Source organism: Streptomyces sp. NRRL F-5126, from assembly GCF_000721265.1.
GTDB lineage: Bacteria > Actinomycetota > Actinomycetes > Streptomycetales > Streptomycetaceae > Streptomyces.
Genome location: NZ_JOFZ01000002.1, coordinates 120,069 through 146,588, shown reverse-complemented (window position 1 = coordinate 146,588; position 26,520 = coordinate 120,069). Strand labels below are relative to the sequence as shown.

Genomic DNA, 26,520 nt, shown 5'->3' with positions numbered 1-26,520 from the left:
ACCACCTTGTGAAGCGGAAGAGGGCGGTTCACGCCGTGTCGTCTCAGTCCACCAGTAACACGAGCATCTCGACCGATGGCCAGGACGGACAGGGTGCGAACCCTGCCGCCGCCTTCGGGCCCAACGAGTGGCTTGTCGACGAGATCTACCAGCAGTACCTCCAGGACCCGAACTCCGTCGACCGTGCCTGGTGGGACTTCTTCGCCGACTACAAGCCGGGTGGTTCCGGCGCGGCGGACAAGACCGCCGCCCCCTCCGCGACCGAGGCGCAGGCCCAGCCCGCGGCGCCGTCGGCGCCCGCGGCCCCGGCGACGCCGGCCGCCCCGAAGGCCCCGGCGCAGCAGGCCCCGGCGCAGCAGGCTCCCGCACAGCAGGCCCCGGCCGCAGCGAAGCCCGCCCCGCGTACGCCGGCGCCCGCCGCGCCCGTGCAGGCCCCGGCCGCCCCGGCGCAGAAGGCCGCCGCCGCGAAGCCCGCGGCCGCCAAGGCCGCGCCCGCCGCGGAGCGCGAGGCAGGACCCGAGTACGTGACGCTGCGCGGCCCGTCCGCGGCCGTCGCGAAGAACATGGCGGCGTCCCTCGAACTGCCCACGGCGACGTCCGTGCGCGCGGTGCCGGTGAAGCTGCTGTTCGACAACCGCATCGTCATCAACAACCACCTCAAGCGCGCCCGGGGCGGGAAGATCTCCTTCACGCACCTCATCGGGTACGCGATGGTGCAGGCCATCAAGGCCATGCCGTCGATGAACCACTCCTTCGCCGAGAAGGACGGGAAGCCGACGCTGGTCAAGCCCGAGCACGTCAACCTGGGCCTCGCGATCGACCTGGTGAAGCCGAACGGCGACCGCCAGCTCGTCGTCGCGGGCATCAAGAAGGCCGAGACGCTGGGCTTCTTCGAGTTCTGGCAGGCGTACGAGGACATCGTCAGGCGCGCCCGCAACGGCAAGCTGACGATGGACGACTTCTCCGGCGTCACGGTCTCGCTGACGAACCCGGGCGGCATCGGCACGGTCCACTCGGTGCCCCGCCTGATGCCCGGGCAGAGCGTGATCCTGGGCGTCGGCGCGATGGAGTACCCGGCGGAGTTCCAGGGAACGTCCCAGGACACCCTGAACCAGCTGGGCGTCTCCAAGGTCATGACGCTGACCTCGACGTACGACCACCGGGTCATCCAGGGCGCGGCCTCCGGCGAGTTCCTGCGGATCATCAGCCGGCTGCTGCTCGGCGAGGACGGCTTCTACGACGAGATCTTCGAGTCGCTGCGGATCCCCTACGAGCCGGTCCGCTGGCTGAAGGACATCGACGCGTCCCACGACGACGACGTGACGAAGGCGGCCCGCGTCTTCGAGCTGATCCACTCCTACCGGGTGCGCGGTCACGTCATGGCCGACACGGACCCGCTGGAGTACCGCCAGCGCAAGCACCCCGACCTGGACGTCACGGAGCACGGCCTCACCCTGTGGGACCTGGAGCGCGACTTCGCGGTCGGCGGCTTCGCCGGCAAGTCGACGATGACGCTGCGCGACATCCTCGGCGTGCTGCGCGACTCGTACTGCCGCACCATCGGCATCGAGTACATGCACATCCAGGACCCGAAGCAGCGCAAGTGGATCCAGGACCGCGTGGAGCGCTCGCACTCCAACCCGGAGCGCGAGGAGCAGCTGCGCATCCTGCGCCGCCTCAACGCGGCCGAGGCGTTCGAGACGTTCCTTCAGACGAAGTACGTCGGCCAGAAGCGCTTCTCGCTTGAGGGCGGCGAGTCCGTCATCCCGATGCTCGACGCGGTCCTGGACGCGGCGGCCGAGTCGCGCCTCGACGAGGTCGTCATCGGCATGGCCCACCGCGGCAGGCTCAACGTGCTGGCGAACATCGTCGGCAAGTCGTACGCGCAGATCTTCCGCGAGTTCGAGGGCAACCTCGACCCGAAGTCGATGCACGGCTCCGGCGACGTGAAGTACCACCTGGGCGCCGAGGGCACGTTCACCGGGCTCGACGGCGAGCAGATCAAGGTGTCGCTCGCGGCGAACCCGTCCCACCTGGAGACGGTCGACCCGGTCATCGAGGGCATCGCGCGCGCCAAGCAGGACATCATCAACAAGGCGGGCACGGACTTCACGGTCCTGCCGGTCGCGCTGCACGGCGACGCGGCCTTCGCCGGCCAGGGCGTCGTCGCGGAGACGCTGAACATGTCGCAGCTGCGCGGCTACCGCACCGGCGGCACCGTGCACATCGTCATCAACAACCAGGTCGGCTTCACCGCCGCACCCGAGGCGGCCCGCTCGTCGATGTACGCGACGGACGTGGCCCGCATGATCGAGGCGCCGATCATCCACGTGAACGGCGACGACCCGGAGGCCGTGGTCCGCGTCGCGCGGCTGGCCTTCGAGTTCCGCCAGGCGTTCAACAAGGACGTCGTCATCGACATGATCTGCTACCGCCGCCGCGGCCACAACGAGGGCGACAACCCGCAGTTCACGAACCCGCAGATGTACAACCTGATCGACAACAAGCGCTCGGTGCGCAAGCTGTACACCGAGTCGCTGATCGGCAGGGGCGACATCACGCTTGAGGAGGCCGAGCAGGCGCTCCAGGACTTCCAGGGGCAGCTGGAGAAGGTGTTCGCGGAGGTCCGCGAGGCCACCTCGCAGCCCCCGGAGACGGTCGTGCCGGACGCGCAGGCCGAGTTCCCCGTGACGGTGCGGACCTCGATCTCCCAGGAGGTCGTGAAGCGGATCGCCGAGTCGCAGGTCAACATCCCCGACCACATCCACGTCCACCCGCGGCTGATGCCGCAGCTGCAGCGCCGCGCCTCGTCCGTCGACGAGGGCACGATCGACTGGGGCACGGGCGAGACGCTGGCCATCGGCTCGCTGCTGATGGAGGGCACCCCGGTCCGCCTCGCGGGCCAGGACACCCGCCGCGGCACGTTCGGCCAGCGCCACGCGGTCCTCGTCGACCAGCAGTCCGGCGAGGAGTACACGCCGCTGCAGTACCTGGCGGAGGACCAGGGCCGCTACAACGTCTACGACTCGCTGCTGAGCGAGTACGCGGCGATGGGCTTCGAGTACGGCTACTCGCTGACCCGCCCGGACGCGCTGGTGATGTGGGAGGCCCAGTTCGGCGACTTCGTCAACGGCGCGCAGTCGATCGTCGACGAGTACATCTCGGCCGCCGAGCAGAAGTGGGGCCAGACGTCCGGCGTCACGCTGCTGCTGCCGCACGGCCACGAGGGCCAGGGCCCCGACCACTCCTCGGCCCGCATCGAGCGCTTCCTCGCGCTGTGCGCGCAGAACAACATGACGGTCGCCGTGCCGACGCTCCCGTCGAACTACTTCCACCTGCTGCGCTGGCAGGTGCACAACCCGCACCACAAGCCGCTGATCGTCTTCACGCCGAAGTCGATGCTGCGGCTCAAGGCCGCGCAGTCGAAGGCCGAGGAGTTCACCACCGGCGGCTTCCGCCCGGTGATCGGCGACGACAGCGTGGACCCGAACGCGGTGCGCAAGGTGGTCTTCACCGCGGGCAAGGTCTTCTACGACCTGGACGCCGAGCGCAGGAAGCGCGGCGTGACGGACACCGCGATCATCCGCCTGGAGCGGCTGTACCCGCTGCCGGGTGCGGAGCTGCAGGCCGAGATCGCGAAGTTCCCGAACGCGGAGAAGTACCTGTGGGCGCAGGAGGAGCCGGCGAACCAGGGTGCCTGGCCGTTCGTCGCGCTGAACCTGATCGACCACCTGGACCTGGGCGTCGGCGCGGACCTCCCGCACGACGAGCGGCTGCGCCGCATCTCGCGCCCGCACTCGTCGTCGCCGGCGGTGGGCTCGAAGAAGCGCCACGAGCAGGAGCAGGAGCAGCTCGTCCACGACGTCTTCGACGCGTAGGACAACCTGAAGGGCCTGGCCCCCGCGAGGTTCTCGCGGGGGCCGGGCCCTTCGCCGTTCCGCGTCAGATGATCTGGGGCTCGAAGTCCCAGTAGGGCCGGGTCCTCGACCGTGCCGACATCGTGTGCGGGTGCTGGGGGCCCAGCGTCGAGGACAGGTCCTCCAGCGCCTCCGCCTCCGTCTTGTCGGCCGCCTGGCGGTCGCCGAGGGTGCGCAGGTCCGCGGCCACCGCGACGCGGGCCGACAGCGTGAGCGGGTGCGTGCGGCCCAGCGCCTCGGCCGCCCGGGACGCCGTGTCCGCGCTCAGCTCCGCCGCCGATTCGACGTCGCCGCGCAGGCTGCGCATCTCCGACGCGTTGATGGCGCAGCCCAGCGTCCACGGATGGTCGTCGCCGACCGCGGCGCGCATCCCGGCGAGCGCCTGCTCGGCCAGCTCGCGTGCCTGGTCGCGCTCGCCGACGGCCCGCATGATCAGGGCCTGGTTGGACCGGGTGCCCACCGCGAACGGGTGGGCGGCGCCGAGCAGCAGCGTGTAGCCGTCCACCACCCGTTCGCTTATTTCCCTGGCCTGGTCGATGTCGCCGTGCTCGCGGGCGAAGCAGCTCTGCGCGGCCGCGAACCGCAGGGTGTCGGGGTGGCCCTCGCCGAGTACCCGCTCGCTGCGTTCGAGTACGCCGGTGAACAGCTCGGCCGCTTCCCGTCGCCGACCGATGCGGTAGAGGGCCAGGGCGAGGCTGTGCTCGGCGTTCAGCGTCTGCGGGTTGTCGGAGCCGAGGACGAACCGGTGCACCCGGACGCTCTGCGCCTGGAGCGACTCCGCCTCGTTGTAGCGGCCGAGCAGGCGCTGGTCGCTGGAGACGTGGATCTCGGAGAAGAGCGACCAGCGGTGGCGGGGCTTGAGCAGGCGCCGCCGCGCGATGAGGGTCTTCATGTCCAGGTCGAGTGCGTCCTGGTACCGCCCGAGCAGGCGCAGCGAGACGGCCGCGTTGTTCTGCGCGTTCAGGGTGCGGGCGTCCTGCTCGCCGAGCAGGTCCAGGTAGGCGTCGAGCACCCAGTACGAGATGGTGAGGGCCTCGTCGTAGCGGCCCAGGCCGCGCAGGTCGGCCGCGAGGCTGCCGGCCGCCCTCAGGTGGGTGAGGTCGCTGGCCCCGTGGTTCTCCCTGAGGTAGTTGACGGCGGTGCGCTCGATCGCCTCGCAGTGGGCGTAGTCCCCCACCGCGCGCAGCAGGTTGGCGTAGTTGTGGGTGAGGTCCCAGATGCGCGGGTGGGTGTCACCGAGCTGCGCCTTCCACGCGTCCATCGCGCGGGTGCTGAGCGTGATGCCCGGCGTGTACTCGCCCGAGTAGTACATGTACTGGAGGCAGTCGAGCACCAGGGTGTGCATGGCGGGGCTGGTGGTCTGCAGGACGTCGGCCCACTTGAGATGGGGCACGATCTCCGCGTACTCCGGCCACATCCTGGAGTCGGTGGGCTGCCCCGGGTCGGCGGCCGCGAGGGCGCGCCGCACGACCTCGATCAGCTCGTCGTGCTCCTCCTGCGGCATGTCCTGCCGGATGATCTGGTGCACGAGCCGGTGCATGTAGAGGGTGTCGCCCGGCACGGCGCCGAGGCCCTCCGGCATCGTCTCGTGGATCTCGCGGTCGCCGACACCGGCGGCGCGCACGACGGCGTACTGGCGGAGCTTGTTGATGGCGGCCGCCCAGCGCACGGAGTTGCCGACGAGCCCGCGCAGGGACTCGGGCAGCTCGTCGGCCGGCAGGTCGCGCACCAGGCGCACGGGGATGGCGCCGGGTGCGAAGAACGCGCACAGGCGCAGCAGGGTGACGGCCTCGGGGACGGTCTCCCTGAGCCTGTTCAGCAGTATCGACCAGCTCGTGCGGAAGGGGGTCGGGAAGTCGCGGGAGACCCGCACGACGTCCTCGTCGATGCCCTCCTGCTCCAGCAGCGCGATGTACTCGTCGACGGTCATGTCGGAGTCGTTGAGCCAGCCGGCGGTCTGGTCGAGCAGCAGCGGGAGGTCTTCGAGCGCCTCGGCGAGGCGGTCGGCCTCGCGCGCGGTCAGCCGCGGTGCGCGGCGCAGGACGAAGGAGACGGACTCGTCGCGGTCGTAGGCGGGCACTTCGAGGAGGAGGCTGTTGTGCTGCGCCCAGTCGGGGTTGCGTGCGGTGATCAGCACGTCGCCCGGGCCCTCGGGGACGAGGTCCCAGATCTCCTCGGGGTCGTCGGCGCCGTCGAACACGATCAGCCACCGCCCGTACGGGTCGCCCTTGCGCAGGGCGATGCGGGTGGCGCGCAGCCGCTCGCCGTAGTCGACGCCGGTGGACAGGCCGAGTTCCGGAGCGAGTTGGGCGAGACGCTGGCGGCAGACTGCCCGCTTGTCGGCCGCGACCCACCACACCACGTCGTACTCGGCGCCGAAGCGGTAGACGTACTCGGCGGCGAGTTGCGTCTTGCCGACGCCCGACATGCCGTGGAGGGTCACGACCCGGGCGCTCTCCTCGGCGCTCTTGAGCGCGTGGTACGCGTCGTTCAGCAGCGGCTCCCGGCCGGTGAAGCGGGTGTTGCGGCGGGGGACGCCGCCCCACACGTCGGACGGGTCGTTGGGGAACCGCGGCCCCTTGCGCGTGCCCGCGGTGGCGGGCAGCGGGTCGGCCGGCATGCCGAGCCTGGCCAGTACGCGGCGCTCGGCCTCCTGCTCGCCGACGGTGGTGAGGTCGGCGGCGGCGAAGACGGCGGTGGCGGGCGGCAGCGCGTCGGTGGTGACGGAGACGGCGGCGAAGCGGCCGGGTTCCGATGCCACCACCTCGGTCAGCGCCGTGTGCCACTCGGCCTGGGTGCGGGGGCCGAGCTGGAAGTACCAGGTGGACAGGATGACCAGCACGGGTCCTGGCGCGAGCGTGAGGGCGCGCAGCGAGTCGGCGAGCGGTGTGCCCTCCTGGGGGTCCCACCGCTGGTAGACGACGGCGTGCCCGCGGCGCTCCAGACGATCCCCTATCCAGGCCGCCCACACGCGGTTGTACCCGGCGAAACTGATCGTCACGGTCTGCGGCCCGGACTCTGCAACCCTCTTGCGTGCTCCGGGCATTCAACCGTCTCCCCGCGTCGTGTTGGGCGCACCTGACATACCGTCGAGCTTACGGCCTGGAGGGCGACGGAGGGTGCATGAAGGGGCTACGCCGTGCGGTTGGGCGCGGACACACCGGAAGGTTCATGCGTCCGGTCGCCCCCCGGTGGCGCCCCGCGCGTCGCGGCGCGCCTGTTCCCCGCCCCCACCGCTGTGGTGGCGCTGGCGCCAGATGGCCCGTGCGGTCGAGACGTAGGCGCGGGCGCGCGCCGCGTGGCCTGCCGGTGGCGGGGCGTCCGCCAGGCGGCCGAACGCGGCGGTCATCTCGTCGACGAGGACGCGGCCTTCCGGCGTGAGCGCGCGGGACGCGTCGAGCACCGGCAGGACCGCCGCCACCTGTTCGGCGCAGCGGGCGTGCTCCGCCCAGGCCAGGTCGCGACTCGTGGTGGAGCGCGCGGCGAGTGCGTAGCGCTGCCAGTAGTCGGCGAGCGCGAGGTGCGAGTAGGCGCCCTGGAGCAGCCCGTCGAAGGGGCGCGGATCGGTGCGCCAGGGCGCGAAGTACGCCTCCGCCGGGCCCTCGTCGTGCAACCGGACGGCCGCGCTGAGCGCGGACAGCTTGGTGTGCTGCAGTTCGTGCACGAGCGTGGCCGCGAAGTAGGCGGGGGTGGACGGCCGGCTGCACAGCACCGCGCCGAACGCCTCGCGCCGTGTGCCGCTGCAGTGGGACGCGGTCTCCCCCGTGGGCCCCGTGCCCGGCGGCCGGGCGAGCGGCACGAGGCAGCGCAGCAGGAGCGCCGCCTCCGTGGTGCGGTGCGCCCCGCCGATGCTCAGGACGGCCTCCGTGCCGGCCCACGAGGCGGCCCAGGCGGCGCGTGCCGCCGCGTCGAGTCGGGTGACGGCACCGAGGCCGTGCCGTTCGAGGCCGCTGCCCGCGGTGCGGTAGGGGTCGAGGTCGTCGAGGACCACCGCGGGCGCGCCAGGCAGCAGGCCCGGGAGGGTGGAGAGCGGCAGCCAGCGCGGGGCGTCGGAGCGGGCGCGTCCGCCTGACGTGCGCACGGTGACGGTGGGGGTCGCGGGTCCCTGCCGCAGTGTCAGTCCTTCGCCGTCCGAGGCCAGCTCGACACTGGCACCCGGGTGGGTGCGCAGCGCGCCGAGCGTGGGCAGGACGAGCAGGTCGCCGTGCGCGGTCAGGCGCGTGGCGAACGGCGCTCCCGCGCGGGCCGCCGCGGCGGCGGCGAGCGCGCCGAAGTGATCGAGGTCCTGGGCGTGTTCGTGGACGGCCCCCGGCCCGGCCGCGGTGAGCCCGTACAGGCAGCGCTGCGCCCAGGGCCCGATGAGCGGGTGCAGCAGGACGCCGCGCACGGCGGCCCTGTCGGCGCGCTCGGCCGCTTCGAGCAGCGCCCAGTGCTCCCGCAGCCGGTCGAGGGCGGCGGGGGGGCAGACGTCGGCGGGGGCGGCGGCGGCCGCGTCGAGCACTGCCCTGAGACGTACGGTCCTGCGTGCCCGCTGGTCGCGTACGAGCAGGGCGATGGCGTCGTGGCCGCCTTCGGTGCGGCCGAGTTCGCGCAGCAGCCGCGCGGGGAACGGGGGCGCGCCCGAGGCGGCGGGCGGCGTGCGCTCGGCGGTGTTCAGGCTGGAGTTCACGTGCCGCTCCCCACGGCGGCCGCCGCGAGCCGCGCCGCGGTGTGCCGGATCAGCCGTTCGAGGTCGGCGCAGTAGACGGACGGGTGGCGGAAGCCCGCGCCTGCCAGGTAGCGGTGGGCGTAGTGGCCGCCGCCGCACACGGTGACGAGCGGGCAGGCGACGCAGGCGGGGGCGAGCGCGGCCGCCCCCGCCTGCCGGGCGGCGACGGCCGGGTGGCGCAGCGCCTCGTCGAAGCTGTGGCGGAACACGTCGAGGCCGGTCGCGGCGGCGCCTTCGTACGCGGACTTCACCGAGTCGACCTGCTCGATCGAGCCGTCGGTCTCCACGACGACCGAGTTCAGCGGGTCGAGGCCGAGCGACTCGGTGGCGCCGGGGAAGCCGAGCAGCAGGCCGAGGCACTCCTCGAACAGCCGGATGCGCACCTCGCGACGCCCCGCGTCGAACCAGCGGTCGAAGACGGCGCACAGCCAGTCGCCGTACGGGGTGGGGCGCGCGGTGCGCGGGCCGGCGGTGTCCGGGTCGCCGGGAGGCAGTCCTGGCGGCGGTGCCGTCCAGTTGCCGTGCGGCAGCAGCAGGTCGAGCACCGGTGGTTCGAGCGCCAGCAGCGATTCGTACACCTCGACGGGGTCGGTGCGCGGGTCGACGACGGTCAGGACGCCCGCGTACGCGCCCGGCGCGCGGCGCGCGAGCAGCCGCACACCGCGCTCGGCCGCGGCCCACGACGGGCGCCCCGCGTGGTCGACGCGCAGCGCGTTGTGTGCGGGCAGTCCGCCGTCGAGGCTGACGCCGACGCGCAGCCCGTGCCGGGCGAGCGTGTCGATCCTGCGGGCGTCGAGGAGGGTGGCGTTGGTCTGGACGCTCGCCCGTACGTGGCACCCGGCCGGAACGCGCTCGCGCACCAGGCCGGTGAACGCGGCGAGCCGGCCGGTCCCGGCGAGCAGCGGTTCGCCGCCGTGCAGGACCAGCGCGACGGCGGGCAGGGCGTGGGCGCGCGCGTGCTCGGCGATCCTGGACGCGGTGCGGTCGAGCACGGCGTCGCTCGCGCGGGCGGGGCGGGCGCGCCAGGACGTGTCGGGGCCCTCGTACAGGTAGCAGTAGCGGCAGGCGAGGTTGCACCTGCCGTGCGCCTTCACGATGAACTGGGCGAAGGGAACGGGCGTGCCGGTGTCCTCCGGCGTCACCCTGCCAGTCACGAAGAACCCCCGATGCTGTGCGACCCGCGAAGCGGCGCGGGTCGGCCCGTTCGCTTCGGTGCGGATACCTACGAGACGGGATATGTCTGCCGCGCGGGCGTCCGAACCGGTGGCCGGAGATGTTGTCCGGTTCATGAGCAGCCGGGACCGAAATCGTACGGCTGTCCGGCACTCCGGCCGCGCTGCCGGTGCCACCGGCACATGCCGGTCAGAACGGGGAGCTGGTGAAGCCCCAGAGCATCTCGCGCGGGCGTTCTGCGCGCTCGCGCAGTTCGGCGACCATCTCGGTGAGTACGGGGTGGTCGAGCGTGCGCAGGGTCTCCAGGTCGACCTCGGAGAGGTCGGGCAGCGCGCCCGCCGCCTCCTCCTCCCCGCCTCCGGCCGCCTGGGGCGGCCCTTCGCCGTCCGCGGCGTCGTGGCTCGTGGCGCGGGCTGCGTGGCTCAGCGGTTCGGTCATCGTCTCTCCCCGTGGTCGACGCACGTATGTCGCGTGTGCGTGCTCCGCCTCCTGCCGTACTCGCAGGCAGGCAATCAAAACCGTTCAGCAAGTCGCCAATTGCGGTCGCTCACCGTCGTTCACGGTCGTTCACAACCAACTATCACCATTGAACGCTCAACTCTCCAGCTCCGCCAGACGGTCCAGCGTCCTGCGCGCCTCCTCGCCGCCGCCTTCGGGGAGTTTGCGCCACTGCTCGCTCGCGGCGCGGTACGCCTCACGCGCCGCACGGGGCCGCCGCGCCTCCTCGTACGTCCTGCCGCGCCCGTGGTGCGCGCGCGCCTGGATGACGACGGCCTCCCGCGCCCTGGCGTCGCGCGCCGGCGTCCCGCCGCCGGCCTCGTCCTCGGCCGCCCGCGCCGCCTCCGCCGCGTCCCTGAACGCTTCGGCCGCCTCGTCGAGCCGGGTCGGCCGCTGCAGCACGCGGTGCGCGTCGAAGCGTGCCTCGCCCAGTTCGAGCCGGCATCCGGCCCGGGTGAGCGGGTCGCGCGCCTCGCGGGCGGCCAGCCCGAACAGGTACTCGGCCTCCCGCAGGTCCACCCGGTCCTCCGCGATCCTGTGCCGGATCATCAGCGCCCGCCCCAGCATCAGCAGACGGCCCGCCAGGTGCGGGTCGTCCGGCGCCGTCTCGGCCCTGCAGTCGCGCAGGACCTGCACCGCCGCGTACACGTGTCCCGGCCCGTCCGGCAGGGTGGCGCGCCCGAGGAGGGCGCTGCCCCACTCCGCGAGCACGCCCGCGTGGGCCGGGGTGTCGCGCGGGATGCCGCGGGCCGCGAGCTCGAACGCCCTGATCGCCTCCTGGAGTTCCGTGACGTCGCCCGCCGCCGCGGCGTCCGCGCCGCTCTCGTACCTGGCGACCCTGATGCGGCCCTCCCTGAGCCTGAGCCGCGCGCTCAGCCGCTCGTCGCGGACGATGCCGAGCGCGCGGCCGACGAGCGCGAGCCCGTCGTCGAGGCCGTCTCCCGACGCCAGCAGGGCGTCCGCGAGGTCCAGCACGGTGGTTGCCTGCGTGCCGCCCGTCTGCGCGGCGCCGTCCTGCGCGCCCAGCGCCGTGCGCAGCGAGCGCGCCGCCTGCTTCGCGTACAGCTGTGCCTGCTCGGCGTCCTCCGTGGCACCCGAGAGGCGCAGCAGCGTGCGGCCGAGCGCGAGGGGCAGGGCCGCCGGGCGGTCGCGCTGGTCGGGCCAGCTGTCGGAGAACGCCTCCAGCATGCCGACCGCGCTCTGCAGCAGGGCACTGTCGTGGCCGAGGCGCCACTCGGTCTCCAGCGCCCGCACCCGCTCCAGCGTCAGCCGCAGGGCGTCGGCCGGTGCCATGCCGGGCGCCGCGCAGGCGAAGCTGTACTCGCGGTCGGCGCGCTGGAGCAGCGCGAGGGCGCCGCCGGCGTCGCCGCGCCTGATCAGGTCGTCAGCCGCCGCGTGCAGGATCCCGGCGAGCACCGCGCGCCCGCGTGCGCCGCCTGAGCGGTCGATGGCCGAGCGAGCCGCCCGCTCCGCCTCCTTGAGCAGCCCGGCGCCGCCCTGCACCTCCCACAGCCGCAGCAGGCAGGACGCCAGCGTGGTGCGCACGGCGGTACGGTCCTCCCCGCCGGAGCCGTCCTCCCCCTCCTCCCCTTGCTCCACGTCTGCCTGCAGCGCACGGCGCAGCAACTGGACGGCGTCGACGAGGTGCTGCACCATGCCGTCCGCCTCGTAGTCCCTGACCAGGCTCCACGCGGAGTTGACCGCGTCCGGCGCGGTGGGACCCTCGCCCGGCTCAGGGACGAAGCGGTCGGGCAGCGGCATGAACTGCTCCAGTACATGGGCCGCGACCTCGGCGAACGGGTGCGGCACCGCCGACCCGGCGCGGCGGGCCCGCGCCGTGTCCGCGCCCTCGCCGTCCGCGGACAGCCTCCCCGCGCCGTAGCCGGACCGCGGCAGCGGCCAGTCGGTGCCCGAGCGCCCGCTGTCGAGCTGCGCGGCGGCGACGGCCGGGAAGTTCCAGCTGCCCTTGCCGAAGTGCCGCTCGATGTACTCGGAGCAGTGCTTCAGGACGAGCATGGCCTCCTCGCGCGTGAGCGGCGCGAGCAGTTCGTCCTGGACGCCGGGCTCGAACACGTACCAGGGGCCGCCCTCGGACGGCGCCTGCCTGTCGAGCCGCAGGAGCCCGCCGAGCAGCACCTCCGCCAGCTCGGCGGGGCCGGAGTCCGGCAGCATCGTGCGCTGCACGAGCTGCATCACGGGCATGTACAGCGGGGCGGCCGCCAGGTATCCGGCGAGCCGGCCCGCGTCCCGGGAGGCGGCGGAGCGGAACCTGCGGACCACCTGCGCCGCGTGCAGCGGCCGCCCGACGCGCGGCTGGGGCGTGGCGCTCTGGTCGGGGCGCACCCAGCCGACCGCCCCGTCGGTGTGCCCCGCACCGCCGCCCGACAGCAGCCGGGCCCAGGCGGCGAGCGACGCGGGCACGGGCGGCAGGACGGGGACAGCCACCGCGCCCTCGGCGCGCGCCGGCGGATTCCCGCCGACCAGGCGGAGCGTCGCGGAGCCGGCGCCCTCGCCGCGCGCGAGCACGCCGTACGTGACGGGCAGGCCCGTGCGCGACCACAGCCGCTGGGGCAGTGGCTGGAGCACCGCGACGGGGCCCTGCCCGGACAGCCGGTACAGCAGGCGGTGCGCCTGGCCGCTGTACCACAGGGGGCCCGCGCAGTCGCTGACGAGGACCGTGATCCTGCTGCCCGTGGGGTCGGCGAGGCGGTCGGTGGGACCGAGCGCCGACGCACGCGGGTCGAGGGCGCTCGAGACGGCGGGCTCGCCGTCCTGGCCCTCGTGCAGGTACCGCACCTCGACATTGCGGAAGGCGCCCAAATGGCTGAATATCTCTTCGAGTTCGGCGACGAGACGCTGCCACACCCGCATCGAGGACGACACGTCCATCACGAGCTGGAGGTCCACCTCGGGGCGGCCGGCGGCCCGGTGGACGGGCATGATCAGTCCGCCCGCGCGTGCCGACAGCTCGGCCGTGGCCGTCTCGTCCAGGATGTTCTCGACGGGCGCGGTGGCGGGCCGGTAGCGCTGCAGCGGGCGCAGCGCGCGCTGGAGTTCGAGCGTGCCGGGCAGGGCCCCGGCGGCGGGCACGCCGAGGGGCAGCAGGGCGCCGCCCTGGCGGGCCGCCCCCCGCGGGCCGCGGCCCGCGGACGGGCCGCCGCGCCCCGGCACGTCCGCGGTGCTGCCGCCGCCCGGCAGCCCCTGGCGGGGCGCGCCGAGGGCGATGCGCGGGTCGGCCGCACGGCGCGGATGGCCGGGTGCTCCTGTGCCGTTCACGGGGGCAGTGTTCCCGTCTCCCGCGGCGCCTGTCACGCCCTTCGGGCCGTTTTCGCCCGGGCGTGCACCGTCCTGTGCCTCCCCGGGTACCCCGGGCGGGTGTGCGTCGTCCTCGGGCCGCTCGTCCCGTGGCCCGCACGGCAGGTGTCCGGCGAGCCAGAGCGCGTCGCACAGCTGGCGCGCGTCCGGGTCGAGGCCCGCCTGGCGCAGCCGCGCGACGAATCCGGACAGCGCGGCGCGCCGCCCGGCCCCCTGCGCCGGGGGCTGGTCCTGCGCGGGTGCGGTACGTCTGTCCTGCCCCGGTGCGGGGCCGCGCTGTGACCGCTCGCCGGACATCACGCCCTCACCTCGGCCGGTCGAGGCGCTGGATCAGCAGGTCGGCGAGGCGCTCGCGGCTCTGCGGCGCCGCGATGCCCGTCAGGTAGACGGCGTTGAGCAGCTGGTCGGTGGCGATCTGCTGGCGCTGCGAGCGTTCGAAGAACTGCGAGATGAGGTCGTCGCCCGCGCGCGCCGCCTCCTCGCCGAGATGGGCCCTGACGAACGTCGAAAGGCGCTGGTGGTCGGGGCGGCCGAGCTCCAGGTGGATGCAGCGGCGCAGCAGCGGGGCCGGGAAGTCGCGCTCGCCGTTGCTCGTGAGGACGACGAAGGGGAACGCGCGGCACTGCACGCGGCCGCCCTTGACACTCACCTTGGCGCCCTCGTGGTTGAGGACCTGCGCCTCGCCGTCCGGCAGCCGGTCGGCGATGCGTTCGAGCTCGGGGATGGCGAACTCGCCCTCCTCCAGCACGTTCAGGAGGTCGTTGGGCAGGTCGATGTCGCTCTTGTCGAGCTCGTCGATGAGCAGGACGCGCGGTGCCGCGGACGGCAGCAGCGCCGTGCCGAGTGGGCCGAGTCTGATGTAGCTGCCTATGTCCGCCGTCGGGTCGGTGCCGGGGGCCGCAAGGTGCGAGGCGACCTGTACGTCCTGGAGGCGTGCGATCGCGTCGTAGTGGTAGAGCCCGTCGACGAGGCGGGTCCTGCTGACGATCGGCCAGCGCAATACCCGGCCCAGGCCGAGCTCCGCCGCGACGGAGTGCGCGAGCGTCGACTTGCCCGCGCCGGGACTGCCCGTGACGAGGAGCGGGCGCCGCAGGTAGAGCGCGGCGTTGATCATCTCCAGTTCCTCGGCGCCGGGCCTGTGCAGTTCGGCCCTGTGCCGGTGCACGCCCAGGCGCCGGTCGGCCGACTCGTCGTCTTCCGTCTCGTGCGACGAGGCGTCACGACCGGTGAAGTCCCGCCACGGCGGGGGCGGCGGCAGCCGTGTGATGCCCTCGTGCGGTTCGCCCGCGCCGCGGTAGATGAGCCACTCGCTGGATTCGCTCATAGCGTGTTCCTCATGGTCGTCACTGGGCTGTCCGGGGTCGGGGCCGTACGGTCGTGGAGGCAAAGGCGGGAACGCGGGCCGCGGCCACGGGACGCGAAGACCCGTGCCATGTCACTCACGGTGCGGCGGCGGGCGCCGGGCGCGCCGCTCACGGCGCGTTGAGCAGCAGGCCGGGGCCGGGCAGCGGATGGCGCGGGTCGTCGTAGTACAGCGCCACACGGTCCGACCAGTACGTCTCGGTCCTCTTGTCCCACACGCCCTTGCGCAACTCGTGGATTCTACCGGGGAGATGGCTTGCCGTGCGTGCTTCGGCGACCGCGAGCGCGGCCCGCCTGTGCACGTCGGCGCAGAGCGTCTCGGGGCCGCTCTCGGGCGCGCGGCGCAGCAGCACGACGCGGTAGCCGCTGCGGGCGAGACGGCCGAACCCCTCGGCCGTCTCCGCGTCGGGCCGCTGCGCGTAGTGGCACACGACGGGCACCGTGTCGGGCGCCAGGGAGCGCAGCCGGTCCTCCCGCTCGACGGCCGCCGGCACGCCGTCCTGGCAGTCGACGTCACGCGCGCGCATCGCGACCGCGTGCAGGTGGTCCCAGCGCGCCTGCTCCTCGGCCGGGTCGTCGGACGGCTCGGGGTCGAGGCAGCGCACCACCACCGGGCGTGCGGCCCCCAGCGGCGGCGCGCCGGTGGCGAGGCTCCAGCGCTCCACGTCGAGGCCGAGCGCCGCCTGCGCCAGCGCGACCTGGAGCACGGCCGGCTCGTCGGGCTCGTCGCACTGGCGGAACGCCTCGGCGAGCGGGCCCGCGAGGTGGGCGGGCAGCTCGTCGAGGCGCGTGCCCGTCCCGTCCCCTATCGCGTCCACCTCGCCGTTGAAGTGCGCGACGCCGACGCGCCAGTCGTAGCTGTCGCGCTCCCAGCCGCGCGGCTCCAGTTCGAGCAGGACGCTGGTGCGCTCGCCGGGTTGCGGCCGCTCCCCGTACGCCGGCTCAGTCCGCCGCTGCTCGCGGTCGGTGCGCTCGCGGCTCTCGTCCCACAGCTGCCGCAGCTCGGCGCGGAAGAAGCGGGTGAGGCGGTCGAGGGCCAGCTCGCGCACCCACGTCCACAGCTCCCACTCGGCCTGTGCCGTGGCCGGGGTGACGTAGGGCCGCTCGGCGGCGACGGCGCTCATGCAGTACCGCAGCACGAGTTCGAGGTCGACGGGGCCGCCGTGCGTCTCGCGCAGTTCGCCCAGGCCGTCGCGCCAGCTGCGCGGGGCGGGCACGGGCTGCGCGCCGCGGCCGCCGCGCCTGCCGGAGGCACGGTCGAGCAGGTCGAGCAGGTTGGACGTGGAGACGGGCGGCGGCAGTTCGGCGAGCCTGCCGAGCAGTTCCGCTCGCTGGGCGGGGCTCAGCACCCGGCCCGTGCCCTCCTCGAGCCTGCCCTGGACGTCCGTCCAGCTCTCCTCGGGGCCCGGGTGGTGGTGGCGGTCGCGGTGGTAGCGGTCGTGCGCGTGGCACACCGCCTGGTACGTGTCGTGCGCCTCGTCCTTGAGCAGCCCGGCGGGCCCAGGCAGGGATCTCAGCTGCTCGATGCCGACGGCCGTCCCGCCGCTGCCGCCCACGCTGCGCGACTTGATCACGCCGATCACCTGGCCACGCCGCGGATCGATGACGGGCCCGCCCGACATGCCCTCCGTGAGCACGTCGTCGCCGAGGCGGATCTGCGAGCCGACCACGCCGAGGTCGTGCCCGCGGGCGCTGAGCACGAACTGCAGCTCACCGTCGACCTCGGCCCACCCCGCCCACAGCACGGTGCCGCCGTCGAAGCGCCTGGTGACCCGCTCTGCGAGGTAGGCGCAGGGGTGCTCCGTGGGGCTGTCGAGCCGGATGAGCGCGAGGTCGGGCGACGGGACGCGGCGGCCCGCCGCGGGCACCCGTGCCTCCCCCTCGGGCAGCACGGCGGCGAGGGTGCCGCTCACCGCGGACTCACCCCCTCCGTCGGGGTTCGCGAACACGACGTCCACCTGGCACGCCTCCCCCTGCCTCTCGCCCGTCAGCGCGACATGGGCGCACGTCAGGACCCAGCTGGGAGCGACGAAGAACCCGCTGCCCAGGAAGGACCCCGGCCCGTGGGGGTCATACCCGTGCGTGGGTCGATGGATGCGCACCGTCGCGGCCGTCACGAGGCTCGCGAGGGCGGCGAGGGGTTCGTCCGGGTCGTAGAAGGCGCCCGGTCCCTCGTCGTGGCTCATGTCGCGCTCCCGTCAGCGGCCGCGCCGCCGCCGGGGTGCGCCGTTGCGCCGGGGCCCGCTCCGGCGGGCGCGCCCGGCTGCGGGGGCACGGGGGCGCTCACGGGGGCGCTCGCGGGTTCCGGCGCCGTGAGGTCGGGCGGCCCGCCGTGCCAGTTCAGGGTGACGGTGATGCCGCCCTTGGCCTCGCCGTCCGCGATGAGGCCCACGACCTTGCCCGGCTTGGCGGTCAGCTCGATGGAGAACTCCACGCTCACCTCGTCGGGCCGCACCGCGCGCAACGGCTCGGCCAGCGACCTGGCGACGCTCGCCACCAGGTCCTTGAGGTCCTCGACGCGCGCGGCGACCCGCTCCCCCGCGCCGACGTCCGAGAAGACCAGCTCGCCCGAGGGCTCCTCCAGCGCGTCGGCGCCGGAGATCCTGGCCCATACGGGCGTGCCGTCAGGCATCTCCACGCGCGTCACCCGGCCACCGGTGTCCACCACGACTCCCCCGTTCCTGACGCCCCGTCCGTGCCGAACCCGAGGCCCGCAGGGTAGCGGGGACGGGCACGTCGGCGCGAGATCGGCGGCGCGCCACCGAGACGGACGCGGCAGGCCGCAGCCCCGGTTCCGGCCGCGTCCACGCGGCCCGAGTGCACTCCTTAGGCTGACGAGCATGTACTTCACTGATCGCGGCATCGAAGAGCTCGCCTCACGCAGGGGCGAGGAAGAGGTCACCTTCGAGTGGCTCTCCGATCGACTGCGCACGTTCGTCGACCTGAACCCCGACTTCGAGGTGCCGGTGGAACGCCTCGCGACATGGCTGGCCCGCCTGGACGACGAGGACGAGGACGACTGAGAGGAGCACGGCAGTCGCGATTGACTTCCGCCATCCGCGATATATCGTGTTACGAGGAAGACGCGATATGTTGCGTCATGCCCTGGCGGCCGCACGGGCGCACGGGCGTCAACCGACGGGATGCGGGGTCATTCGATGGCGATGTCGACCTGGAAGGTCTCGGACGCGCAGGAGCTCACCTTCGACGGGGTGAAGCACGTGCGCGTGCGCGTCGTGAGCGGCGCTGTCAACGTCGTCGGCACGGACGAGGCGGCGCTCGCCGCGCAGGGCGGTGCGCGGCTCGAGGTCTCCGAGATCGAGGGACCACCGCTGATCGTGTCGTTCGACCGCGGCACCCTCACCGTCGGCTACGAGGAGCCGCCCTGGCAGGGGTTCCTCTCGTGGCTCGATCGCAGGGGCAAGCGGCGCAGCGCCGTTGTCTCGCTCGCCGTGCCGTCGTCGGCGGCCGTGGAGGTCGGTGCCGTGGACGCGGCTGCGGTGGTCTCCGGAGTGCGGGGGCGTGCGGACGTGCACGGCGTCACCGGCGACACGACGCTCGTCGGGCTGTCCGGCGGCGTGCGCGCCGAGACGGTCTCCGGCACGGTGGAGGCGCAGGCCGTCACGGGCGAGCTGCGCTTCCACTCGGTCTCGGGCGACCTGACAGTGGTCGAGGGCACGGGCGCGTCCGTCCAGGCGGACTCCGTCAGCGGCAACATGGCACTCGACCTCGACCCGGCGGGCGGGGCCACCGACATCAAGCTGTCCACCGTCTCCGGCGAGGTGGCGATCCGGCTGCCGCACCCCGTGGACGCCGAGGTGCTGGCGAACACCGCGAGCGGCCGCGTCAGCAGCGCGTTCGAGGACCTGCGGGTGACGGGCCGGTGGGGGGCCAAGAAGATCACCGGCAGGCTCGGCTCCGGCAGGGGCAGCCTCCGCGCCACCACGGTCTCCGGGTCGATCGCGCTGCTGCGCAGGCCCTCCGAGGACGACGGGCCCGATCCGCACGGCGCGCCGCACGAGGCACCGCACGACAACCCGGCCGGCGCCACCGGCGAGAAGGAGCTCTGACATGGCCCCCGTCTTCGCGCACGGCCGCCTGCGCCTGTACCTGCTGAAGCTGCTCGACGAGGCGCCCCGCCACGGCTACGAGGTGATCAGGCTGCTGGAGGAGCGCTTCCAGGGCCTGTACGCGCCGTCCGCGGGCACGGTCTATCCGCGGCTGGCGAAGCTGGAGTCCGAGTCCCTGGTCACGCACACCACCGAGGGCGGCCGCAAGGTCTACTCGATCACGGACGCGGGCCGCGCTGAGCTCGCGAGCCGCAGTGGCGAACTCGCCGATCTCGAACTGGAGATCCGCGAGTCCGTCTCCGAGCTGGCGGCCGAGATCCGCGACGACGTGCGGGGCGCGGCGGGGCGGCTGCGCAGCGAGATGCGCGCGGCGGCGAGCGCCCCGGGCAACGGCGCGGGGCCCGAGCAGGGCGGCGGCGAGGATCCGTGGCGCACCGCGAAGGAGGAGATGCGCCGCGCGAAGCAGGGGTGGAAGGAGCAGGCGCGCCGGGCGAAGGACGAGTCGCGCAAGGCGCGCGAGGAGGCACAGCGCGCACGCCGCCAGGCGAAGGAGACGCAGGACTTCGCGCGCGACGAAATGCTGCGCATGGCCAGGCAGGTGCAGGACCAGGTGCAGGGCCACTTCGCCCGGGGCGACTGGCCCACGGGCGTACGGGAGGGCCTGTCGGAGATCGTGGGCCAGCTCGGCAGCCTGGCCAAGGGCGGGGGCTGGCCGGCCACCCCGGCGGACGACCGCGAGCACGGCGCCGCGCCGTCGGACCGCACGGAGCCCAAGGCGCCGCCCTCGGACACCGCGAACGCCGCCCCCACCGCCGGGTCCACCGCGCCCGGCGGGGACGCGGCACCGTCCTGGGCCGCCGACACGCCGTCGACGGACAACCCGGAGCGCGACCTGGAGCGCCTGCTCGACCGCTTCCGCGACGACGTGCGCGACGCGTCACGCGACCACGGCGTGACGTCGGCCCAGCTGGGCGAGATCCGCCGCCACCTCTCGACGGCGGCGGCGCACATCACGGCGCTCCTGACGCTCAGGGGCGACGGCACCCAGCTCTGACCGCATGCGTCCCGCAGGGGCTCGCGCGCGGGCTCACGTCGTCAGCACGAGCTTGCCGAACAGGTCGCCCGACTCCATGCGTTCGAACGCCTCGCGGGCCCGGGTCATCGGGAGGACGTCGTCGATGACCGGGCGCACGCCCGTCGCCGCGCAGAACGACAGGAGGTCCTCCAGTTCGTCCTTGGAGCCCATCGTCGAGCCGACGACCTTGAGTTCGAGGAAGAAGATCCGGGTCAGCTCCGCGTTCGTGGGCCGGTCGCCGCTCGTCGCGCCCGAGATCACCACCGTGCCGCCGGGCCGCAGCGACTTGACGGAGTGCGACCACGTGGCCGCGCCCACCGTCTCGATCACCGCGTCCACGCGCCGCGGCAGCCGCGCGCCCGGCTCGAAGGCGGCCTCCGCGCCGAGCCGCACGGCGCGCTCCCGCTTCGCCTCGTCGCGGCTCGTGGCGTACACGCGCAGCCCGGCGGCGCTCCCGAGCACCACGCACGCCGTGGCCACGCCGCCGCCCGCGCCCTGGACGAGTACCGAGTCGCCGGGCCTGACACCCGCGTTGGTGAACAGCATCCGGTACGCCGTGAGCCACGCCGTCGGCAGGCAGGCGGCCTGCTCGAAGGTCAGCTCCGGCGGCTTGGGCAGGACATTCCACGCCGGCACGGTGACCCGCTCGGCGAACGTCCCGTCGTAGGCCTCGGTGAGGATGGACCTGCGCTCGGTCGGGCCCACGCCGTGCCCGCTCTCGCCGATGACGGAGTGGACCACGACCTCGTTGCCGTCCTCGTCGAGGCCCGCGGCATCGCAGCCGAGGGTCATCGGCAGCCGGTCCTGCGGCAGGCCCACACCGCGCAGCGACCACAGGTCGTGGTGGTTGAGGGACGCGGCCTTCACGGTCACGGTCGTCCAGCCGGGGCGCGCCTCGGGCTCGGGACGCTCCCCCAGCTCAAGGCCGTTGAGGGGCTGGTCTTTGTCGATGCTGCTTGCGTAGACGGCGAACATGCGAAGACGATAGGCGCGCCCCGCCACCGCGCGGAACAGGCCGCGGAAGTGAGACGCGCCCCACCGTCCTGCCCGCCGCCCCAGCGGCGGGCGGCACGTCAGCGTCGCGCGACGCCGTCCGCCCGCGCGGCGGCCGCGACCGCCGCCGTGACCGCCGGGGCCACCCGCTCGTCGAACGGCGACGGGATGACGAAGTCGGCCGCCAACTCGTCGCCGACAACGTCGGCCAGCGCCTCGGCCGCGGCGATCTTCATGCCCTCGGTGATCCTGGACGCCCGCACCTGGAGCGCGCCCGCGAAGATGCCGGGGAACGCGAGCACGTTGTTGATCTGGTTCGGGAAGTCGCTGCGGCCCGTGGCCACGACCGCCGCGTACTTGTGCGCGACGTCCGGGTGGACCTCGGGGTCCGGGTTGGCCATGGCGAAGACGAAAGCGTCCTTCGCCATGGACGCGACGGCCTCCTCGGGGACCGTCCCTCCCGACACCCCGATGAACACGTCCGCGCCGTCGAGCGCCGAGGCGAGCGGGCCCGTGAGGCCCGCCCTGTTCGTGAGCTCCGCGATCTCCCGCTTGACGTCCGTCAGATCGTCGCGATCGGCGCTGACGACGCCCTTGCGGTCGGTCACCGCCACGTCGCCGATCCCGGCCTCCAGCAGGAACTTGGCGATCGCGACACCGGCGGCGCCCGCGCCCGAGATCACCGCGCGCAGGTCGCCGAGCGCGCGTCCGGTCAGCCGCGCGGCGTTGCGCAGGGCGGCCAGCGTGACGACGGCGGTGCCGTGCTGGTCGTCGTGGAAGACGGGGATGTCCAGGCGCTCCTGCAGCCTGCGCTCGATCTCGAAGCACCGGGGTGCCGCGATGTCCTCCAGGTTGACTCCGCCGAAGGACGGCGCGAGGCGGAGGACGGTCTCGACGATCTCGTCGGCGTCGGTGGTGGCGAGCGCGATCGGCACCGCGTCGACGCCGCCGAACTGCTTGAACAGGATGGCCTTGCCCTCCATCACGGGCAGCGAGGCCTCCGGGCCGATGTCGCCGAGGCCGAGCACCGCGGTGCCGTCCGTCACGACCGCGACCACCTGGGACTTCCAGGTGTAGTCGTGCACGAGCTCCGGCTTCTCGGCGATCGCGGTGCACACGCGCGCCACTCCGGGGGTGTAGGCGAGGGACAGGTCGTCCCTGTCGCGCACGGGCACGGTGGCCTGCACGGCGAGCTTTCCGCCGCGGTGCAGGGCGAACGCCGGGTCGAAGGGCGCGTCGGTCCCGCTGTCCGTCGCGCCGGCCGTCGCACTGTCCGTCTCCGCGCCGCTGCGCGGGTTGACGATCTCCGCTGCCATGTGGTGTGTCCCCTTTTGCATCGTTCGGTCGAGGGTGGTGCCGGGGTGTCCACTCCTGGTCGAGGAGCGGTCGACGTGCCGCACGCACGTCTTCACGTCCGGTGTGGGGGAAAGCGTCATTCATACCCGACGGTGGCGTTGCCACGCGCCGCGGATCACTCCGTGGGCGGCCGGAGATTCTCCGGCCGGGGAAAGACATCCCGCAAGAAAGGTTCCCGCCGCGGTGCGCGGCCGGGTGATGGTTCGGGGGGTGACCCGTTACCCGATTTTGACATGCCCGGCGCTCTGATGGGGTCGGTCCGAATGGCAAGATGCCGTAATCACACACGGTCGCGACACCCGAAGAAGCGTGCCCGTCCACCTGGCACACACCGCCATCGCCGTCACGGCAGCGTGACCCACCGTCGGAGGACCTGACATGAGTACCACTTCCCGCACGATCGCCCTGCGGTCCCGCGTCGCCGCCGTCGGAGCGGTCGCGGTCGCGGGCGCCCTGGTCCTGACCGGCTGCGGCGACCAGACGAAGAAGTCCAGCGGCGGCGCGGACAGCGCACCGCTGCACGACATGCTGCCCAAGGACCTCGCCACCAAGGGCGTCATAAAGGTCGGCTCCGACATCGCGTACGCACCCGTCGAGTTCACGGACAAGTCGGGCAGGACGGCCGGCGTGGACCCGGACATCGCCGCGGCGCTCGGCAAGCAGCTGGGGGTGAAGTTCCAGTTCAACAACGGCAGCTTCGACACCCTGGTGACGGGTCTGCGGGCGAAGCGCTACAACCTCATCATGTCGGCGATGACCGACACCAAGGACCGCCAGAACGGCGTCGAGGGCGGCAAGAAGGTCGGCCAGGGCGTCGACTTCGTCGACTACTACAGCGCCGGCGTCTCCATCTACACCCAGAAGGGCAAGACGGAGGGCATCAACGGCTGGAGCGACCTGTGCGGCAAGACGATCGTCGTGGAGCGCGGCACGGTCTCCGAGGACCTGTCCAAGGCCGAGGCGAAGAAGTGCCCGGCGGGCAAGACGGTCAAGATCGAGTCGTTCGACACCGACCAGCAGGCCGAGGTGCGTCTGCGCAGCGGCGGCGCGGACGCGGGTTCAGCCGACTCTCCCGTCGCGTCCTACGCGGTCAAGACGTCCGGCGGCGGCAAGGACTTCCAACTGGTGGGCAAGACCGTCCAGGCCGCCCCCTACGGGATCGCGGTGACGAAGGGCGACACGAAGCTCGCCAAGGCGCTGCAGGCCGCGGTGAACGCGATCATCACGAACGGCGAGTACCAGAAGATCCTGCAGAAGTGGGGCGCGCAGGACGGCGCCATCACCGCGTCCACGATCAACGGCGGCAGCTGACGTCCGAGGGGGAACCGAGGGCCGAGAGGACCGAGAGGCAGACAGTGCAGTGAGTGTCGACATGAACAAAGAGGCGGAATCCGCCGGCGCGCCACCCGCGCCGCCGGAGGCGATCCGCGCCATCCCGGTCAAGCACTACGGACGGTACGTGTCCGGCTTCATAGCCGTCGCCGTGCTGGCCCTGATCATCTACGCGTTCTCCCAGGGGAAGGTGAACTGGGGGGCGGTCCCCGACTACTTCCTCGACGGGCGCGTGCTGGGCGGCGTGGGCAAGACGCTGCTGCTGACCGTCCTGGCGATGCTGATGGGCATCGTGCTCGGCGTCATCCTGTCCGTGATGCGCCTGTCGAAGAACCCCGTGACCTCGTCGATCTCGTGGTTCTACATCTGGTTCTTCCGCGGCACGCCGGTCTACGTGCAGCTGCTGGTCTGGTTCAACCTCGGCCTGGTCTTCGAGTACATCAACCTCGGGCCCATCTACAAGGACTACTGGTCGTCGTTCATGACGCCGTTCCTGACGGCGCTGCTCGGCCTCGGCCTCAACGAGGCGGCGTACATGGCGGAGATCTGCCGCGCCGGACTGCTGTCGGTGGACGAGGGCCAGACCGAGGCGTCCCAGGCGCTCGGCATGTCGCACGGCAAGACGCTGTGGCGGATCGTGATCCCGCAGGCGATGCGCGTCATCGTGCCGCCGACGGGCAACGAGGTCATCAACATGCTGAAGACGACCTCGCTCGTCTCGGCGGTGCAGTACTCGGAGCTGCTGCGGGTGGCGCAGAACATCGGCCAGACGTCGGGCGCGGCGGCGGAGATGCTGTTCCTCGCCGCCGCCTGGTACCTGATCCTGACGACCGTCTTCAGCATCGGCCAGTTCTACCTGGAGCGGTACTACGCACGCGGGTCGAGCCGCTCACTGCCGCCGACACCGTGGCAGCGGGTGCGCACGAACCTGCTGTCCCTCAGCAACCGCGCCGGAGGGGGTGCCGCATGACCGCGATGGTGAAGGCCGAGGGCGTGCACAAGTCGTTCGGCGCCGTGCAGGTGCTCAAGGGCATCGATCTGGAGGTGGCACCGCGCGAGGTGTTCTGCCTGGTCGGCCCGTCCGGCTCCGGCAAGTCGACGTTCCTGCGGTGCATCAACCACCTGGAGCAGATCAACTCCGGTCGGCTGTACGTCGACGGCGACCTGGTCGGCTACCGGCAGCAGGGCGAGAAGCTCTACGAGCTCCGCGACAGCGAGGTGGCACGCAAGCGCCGCGACATCGGCATGGTCTTCCAGCGCTTCAACCTGTTCCCGCACATGACGGCCATCGAGAACGTCATGGAGGCGCCGGTCCAGGTCAAGGGCGAGGCCCGGGCGTCGGCGCGGGAGCGCGCCGGGCGGCTGCTCGACCGCGTCGGCCTCTCGGACAAGGCGGGCAACTACCCGTCGCAGCTCTCCGGCGGCCAGCAGCAGCGGGTGGCGATCGCCCGCGCCCTGGCGATGGAGCCGAAGCTGATGCTGTTCGACGAGCCGACGTCGGCGCTCGACCCCGAGCTGGTGGGCGACGTACTCGACGTCATGCGCGACCTGGCGTCGGACGGCATGACGATGATCGTCGTCACCCACGAGATGGGCTTCGCCCGCGAGGTCGGCGACGCGCTCGTGTTCATGGACGACGGCGTGGTGGTCGAGTCGGGCCACCCGAGGGACGTGCTGACGAACCCGCAGCACGAGCGGACGAAGGCGTTCCTGTCGAAGGTGCTGTGACGGTCCGTCGCCCCGCGGCCCGTGCCGGGGACGCGGGGCGACGGCGCGCGCCCGGATGCGTGCGCGGCGCGCGGGGGCGGCCCCGCCCGCTCCGGCACGGGGCTCACGCGATTCCACCGGGCGCTTCCGCCCGCCGGCCGGGCCGCCGGGCTCGGCGGCTTGGCGGCTTCGCGGCCCGGAAGCGACTCGGCGGCTACTTCAGCGCGAGGACGAGCGTGTCCGACGGGGATGCCCACACCGCGCGCGCCTCGCCGAAACCGGCCGCGAGGAGCGTGCGCACGTGCCAGTCGGGCGACGGCATGTCGCCGTCCGCGTGGCTGCCGTAGATGCGGTACCGCTCGGCGGTCGCCTCGGCGAGCGCCGGCTCCTCGGCCGCCTTGGCCCACCACTGCTCCCAGTCCAGCGCGCCCGCCGCCTTCGCGCTGTCCATGCCGGCGTGCCGGTGCGCGCGCTCGGCCGCGTCGATGCGCGGGGTCCCCTCGTGCGCCATGTGGTCCGCGTTCATGAAGACGCCGCCGTCGCGCGTGAGGCCGGCGATCCGCCCGTACAGCTCGGTCAGCGGGCCGGCGTGCAGCCAGTGCAGGGCGGTGGCGGTGAGCACCGCGTCGTACGAGGAGTGCGGCAGCGCGCGCGTCCAGCCGGGGTCCTTGAGGTCGGCCGTGACGAACGAGGCGCGCTCGTCGCCCGCGAAGTACCCGCGCGCGATGGCGAGGAGTGCGGGGTCGAGGTCGACGCCGGTGCTGGTTGCCCCGGGGAACCGGCGCAGCAGCCTGTCCGTGATACTTCCCGTACCGCACGCGAGGTCGAGCACCCGTGGCTCGGGCCCCACCAGGGCCTCCACCATGTCGAGCATGACCCGGAACCGCTCCTCGCGGTCCGGCATGAACCACTCCTGCTGGCGATCCCAGCTCTCCTGCCAGGCACGCCAGTCCGTCCCGCCCGCCGCTTCCCGTGCGTCCCGCGCGTCCTGTGTCTTCCGTACACCCGGCATGA

The 26,520-nt window shown here is 73.2% G+C and carries 18 protein-coding genes; 7 read left to right on the top strand and 11 right to left on the bottom strand.

What is annotated here, in order from left to right:
• Nucleotides 1-35: 35 nt before the first annotated feature.
• Entirely contained in the window at nt 36-3,878 is a 3,843-nt protein-coding gene (locus IH48_RS0104870) for a multifunctional oxoglutarate decarboxylase/oxoglutarate dehydrogenase thiamine pyrophosphate-binding subunit/dihydrolipoyllysine-residue succinyltransferase subunit (protein ID WP_030899570.1), read from the top strand.
• Between the two features lie 64 nt (nt 3,879-3,942).
• On the opposite strand, the gene fxsT is transcribed toward IH48_RS0104870, so the two are convergent.
• From fxsT to IH48_RS0104830, 8 genes are all read right to left on the bottom strand, one after another.
• Entirely contained in the window at nt 3,943-6,963 is a 3,021-nt protein-coding gene (gene fxsT, locus IH48_RS0104865; protein ID WP_030899567.1) for an FxSxx-COOH system tetratricopeptide repeat protein, read from the bottom strand.
• Between the two features lie 123 nt (nt 6,964-7,086).
• On the bottom strand, nt 7,087-8,586 hold the full coding sequence (locus tag IH48_RS0104860) for an aKG-HExxH-type peptide beta-hydroxylase (RefSeq protein ID WP_420705447.1): 1,500 nt from the start codon (nt 8,584-8,586) through the stop codon (nt 7,087-7,089).
• A complete protein-coding gene (locus IH48_RS0104855) occupies nt 8,583-9,779 on the bottom strand; it encodes an FxsB family cyclophane-forming radical SAM/SPASM peptide maturase (protein ID WP_234434136.1) in 1,197 nt (398 codons plus the stop codon). The genes IH48_RS0104860 and IH48_RS0104855 overlap by 4 nt, the downstream gene beginning before the upstream one ends.
• A gap of 208 nt (nt 9,780-9,987) precedes the next feature.
• A complete protein-coding gene (gene fxsA / locus IH48_RS33025) occupies nt 9,988-10,236 on the bottom strand; it encodes an FxSxx-COOH cyclophane-containing RiPP peptide (protein ID WP_037841044.1) in 249 nt (82 codons plus the stop codon).
• Nucleotides 10,237-10,392: 156 nt separating this feature from the next.
• Entirely contained in the window at nt 10,393-13,908 is a 3,516-nt protein-coding gene (locus IH48_RS0104845) for an SAV_2336 N-terminal domain-related protein (RefSeq protein WP_234434135.1), read from the bottom strand.
• Between the two features lie 7 nt (nt 13,909-13,915).
• On the bottom strand, nt 13,916-14,935 hold the full coding sequence (locus IH48_RS0104840; RefSeq protein ID WP_030899560.1) for an AAA family ATPase: 1,020 nt from the start codon (nt 14,933-14,935) through the stop codon (nt 13,916-13,918).
• Nucleotides 14,936-15,083: 148 nt separating this feature from the next.
• A complete protein-coding gene (locus IH48_RS0104835; RefSeq protein WP_030899558.1) occupies nt 15,084-17,159 on the bottom strand; it encodes a trypsin-like peptidase domain-containing protein in 2,076 nt (691 codons plus the stop codon).
• Nucleotides 17,156-17,641: a CU044_2847 family protein gene (locus IH48_RS0104830; protein ID WP_030899556.1), complete on the bottom strand. Its 486-nt coding sequence runs from the start codon at nt 17,639-17,641 to the stop codon at nt 17,156-17,158. The genes IH48_RS0104835 and IH48_RS0104830 overlap by 4 nt, the downstream gene beginning before the upstream one ends.
• Before the next feature lie 172 nt (nt 17,642-17,813).
• Here IH48_RS0104830 and IH48_RS0104825 point away from each other — a divergent pair, with 172 nt between their 5' ends.
• The 3 genes from IH48_RS0104825 to IH48_RS0104815 all read left to right on the top strand — a co-directional run bounded on the left by IH48_RS0104825 (nt 17,814) and on the right by IH48_RS0104815 (nt 20,097).
• Nucleotides 17,814-17,996, top strand: a complete 183-nt coding sequence (locus IH48_RS0104825; protein WP_030899554.1) for a DUF6104 family protein — start codon at nt 17,814-17,816, stop codon at nt 17,994-17,996.
• 141 nt (nt 17,997-18,137) lie between these two features.
• Nucleotides 18,138-19,043, top strand: a complete 906-nt coding sequence (locus tag IH48_RS0104820) for a DUF4097 family beta strand repeat-containing protein (RefSeq protein ID WP_030899552.1) — start codon at nt 18,138-18,140, stop codon at nt 19,041-19,043.
• Between the two features lies 1 nt (nt 19,044).
• Nucleotides 19,045-20,097 carry a PadR family transcriptional regulator gene (locus IH48_RS0104815; RefSeq protein ID WP_030899550.1) on the top strand — a complete coding sequence of 351 codons (1,053 nt, stop codon included), beginning with the start codon at nt 19,045-19,047 and terminating at the stop codon, nt 20,095-20,097.
• A 33-nt stretch (nt 20,098-20,130) separates the two neighbouring features.
• Here IH48_RS0104815 and IH48_RS0104810 read toward each other — a convergent pair whose 3' ends face one another.
• Nucleotides 20,131-21,093: a zinc-binding dehydrogenase gene (locus IH48_RS0104810; protein ID WP_030899548.1), complete on the bottom strand. Its 963-nt coding sequence runs from the start codon at nt 21,091-21,093 to the stop codon at nt 20,131-20,133.
• Nucleotides 21,094-21,191: 98 nt separating this feature from the next.
• Complete coding sequence (locus IH48_RS0104805; protein ID WP_030899546.1) at nt 21,192-22,427, bottom strand: NAD(P)-dependent malic enzyme; 1,236 nt, start codon at nt 22,425-22,427, stop codon at nt 21,192-21,194.
• Between the two features lie 418 nt (nt 22,428-22,845).
• Here IH48_RS0104805 and IH48_RS0104800 point away from each other — a divergent pair, with 418 nt between their 5' ends.
• Genes IH48_RS0104800 through IH48_RS0104790 form a run of 3 tightly spaced genes read left to right on the top strand, consistent with a single transcriptional unit; the run spans nt 22,846 to nt 25,527 of the window.
• Complete coding sequence (locus IH48_RS0104800; protein WP_030899544.1) at nt 22,846-23,778, top strand: ABC transporter substrate-binding protein; 933 nt, start codon at nt 22,846-22,848, stop codon at nt 23,776-23,778.
• 49 nt (nt 23,779-23,827) lie between these two features.
• Nucleotides 23,828-24,769 (top strand): amino acid ABC transporter permease, encoded by a 942-nt coding sequence (locus IH48_RS0104795; RefSeq protein ID WP_030899542.1) that lies wholly within the window; start codon nt 23,828-23,830, stop codon nt 24,767-24,769.
• Nucleotides 24,766-25,527: an amino acid ABC transporter ATP-binding protein gene (locus tag IH48_RS0104790; protein ID WP_030899540.1), complete on the top strand. Its 762-nt coding sequence runs from the start codon at nt 24,766-24,768 to the stop codon at nt 25,525-25,527. Before IH48_RS0104795 ends, IH48_RS0104790 begins: the two co-directional genes overlap by 4 nt.
• A gap of 193 nt (nt 25,528-25,720) precedes the next feature.
• Here the strand turns inward: IH48_RS0104790 and IH48_RS0104785 are convergent, their stop codons facing one another.
• Nucleotides 25,721-26,518 carry a class I SAM-dependent methyltransferase gene (locus tag IH48_RS0104785; RefSeq protein ID WP_030899538.1) on the bottom strand — a complete coding sequence of 266 codons (798 nt, stop codon included), beginning with the start codon at nt 26,516-26,518 and terminating at the stop codon, nt 25,721-25,723.
• Between the last annotated feature and the right edge of the window lie 2 nt (nt 26,519-26,520).

Bases quoted from the DNA above. Each gene is read 5' to 3' on its own strand.
- IH48_RS0104800 (WP_030899544.1), top strand. From the start codon at position 22,846: ATGAGTACCACTTCCCGCACGATCGCCCTGCGGTCCCGCGTCGCCGCC.
- fxsA (WP_037841044.1), bottom strand. From the start codon at position 10,236: ATGACCGAACCGCTGAGCCACGCAGCCCGCGCCACGAGCCACGACGCC.
- IH48_RS0104835 (WP_030899558.1), bottom strand. From the start codon at position 17,159: ATGAGCCACGACGAGGGACCGGGCGCCTTCTACGACCCGGACGAACCC.
- IH48_RS0104815 (WP_030899550.1), top strand. From the start codon at position 19,045: ATGGCCCCCGTCTTCGCGCACGGCCGCCTGCGCCTGTACCTGCTGAAG.
- IH48_RS0104790 (WP_030899540.1), top strand. From the start codon at position 24,766: ATGACCGCGATGGTGAAGGCCGAGGGCGTGCACAAGTCGTTCGGCGCC.
- IH48_RS0104840 (WP_030899560.1), bottom strand. From the start codon at position 14,935: ATGAGCGAATCCAGCGAGTGGCTCATCTACCGCGGCGCGGGCGAACCG.
- IH48_RS0104810 (WP_030899548.1), bottom strand. From the start codon at position 21,093: ATGTTCGCCGTCTACGCAAGCAGCATCGACAAAGACCAGCCCCTCAAC.
- IH48_RS0104825 (WP_030899554.1), top strand. From the start codon at position 17,814: ATGTACTTCACTGATCGCGGCATCGAAGAGCTCGCCTCACGCAGGGGC.
- fxsT (WP_030899567.1), bottom strand. From the start codon at position 6,963: ATGCCCGGAGCACGCAAGAGGGTTGCAGAGTCCGGGCCGCAGACCGTG.
- IH48_RS0104820 (WP_030899552.1), top strand. From the start codon at position 18,138: ATGTCGACCTGGAAGGTCTCGGACGCGCAGGAGCTCACCTTCGACGGG.
- IH48_RS0104845 (WP_234434135.1), bottom strand. From the start codon at position 13,908: ATGTCCGGCGAGCGGTCACAGCGCGGCCCCGCACCGGGGCAGGACAGA.
- IH48_RS0104805 (WP_030899546.1), bottom strand. From the start codon at position 22,427: ATGGCAGCGGAGATCGTCAACCCGCGCAGCGGCGCGGAGACGGACAGT.
- IH48_RS0104785 (WP_030899538.1), bottom strand. From the start codon at position 26,518: ATGCCGGGTGTACGGAAGACACAGGACGCGCGGGACGCACGGGAAGCG.